This is a genomic window from Citrobacter sp. MGH 55 (genome assembly GCF_016906145.1).
Taxonomy (GTDB): Bacteria; Pseudomonadota; Gammaproteobacteria; order Enterobacterales; family Enterobacteriaceae; genus Citrobacter_A; species Citrobacter_A amalonaticus.
The window spans coordinates 1,292,387-1,293,280 of sequence record NZ_CP070239.1 but is presented as its reverse complement, the minus strand read 5'-3'; the positions used below and the strand labels follow the sequence as shown (position 1 = coordinate 1,293,280).

General features: G+C 49.7%; 1 rRNA gene (running past one end of the window). It reads right to left on the bottom strand.

Going from position 1 to position 894, the window contains the following annotated elements:
• A 23S ribosomal RNA gene (locus tag JTI98_RS05155) occupies positions 1-761 on the bottom strand; it reaches 4,057 nt to the left of the window's first position.
• Between the last annotated feature and the right edge of the window lie 133 nt (positions 762-894).

The following is an 894-nucleotide window of genomic DNA, read 5'->3' as shown; positions in this document are numbered from 1 at the left end:
TCCGCTAATTTTTCAACATTAGTCGGTTCGGTCCTCCAGTTAGTGTTACCCAACCTTCAACCTGCCCATGGCTAGATCACCGGGTTTCGGGTCTATACCCTGCAACTTAACGCCCAGTTAAGACTCGGTTTCCCTTCGGCTCCCCTATTCGGTTAACCTTGCTACAGAATATAAGTCGCTGACCCATTATACAAAAGGTACGCAGTCACCCCATTAAAGAGGCTCCCACTGCTTGTACGTACACGGTTTCAGGTTCTTTTTCACTCCCCTCGCCGGGGTTCTTTTCGCCTTTCCCTCACGGTACTGGTTCACTATCGGTCAGTCAGGAGTATTTAGCCTTGGAGGATGGTCCCCCCATATTCAGACAGGATACCACGTGTCCCGCCCTACTCATCGAGCTCACAACACATGCAATTTTGTGTACGGGGCTGTCACCCTGTATCGCCGGCCTTTCCAGACCGTTCCACTACCACACATGCTGATTCAGGCTCTGGGCTGCTCCCCGTTCGCTCGCCGCTACTGGGGGAATCTCGGTTGATTTCTTTTCCTCGGGGTACTTAGATGTTTCAGTTCCCCCGGTTCGCCTCGTTAACCTATGGATTCAGTTAACGATAGTGCAACGAATTGCACTGGGTTTCCCCATTCGGACATCGCCGGTTATAACGGTTCATATCACCTTACCGACGCTTTTCGCAGATTAGCACGTCCTTCATCGCCTCTGACTGCCAGGGCATCCACCGTGTACGCTTAGTCGCTTAACCTCACAACCCGAAGATGTTTCTTTCGATTCATCATCATGTTGCGAAAATTTGAGAGACTCGAACACACCATTAACAGTGTGTCGTTTCAATTTTCAGCTTGATCCAGATTTTTAAAGAGCAAATATCTCAAACG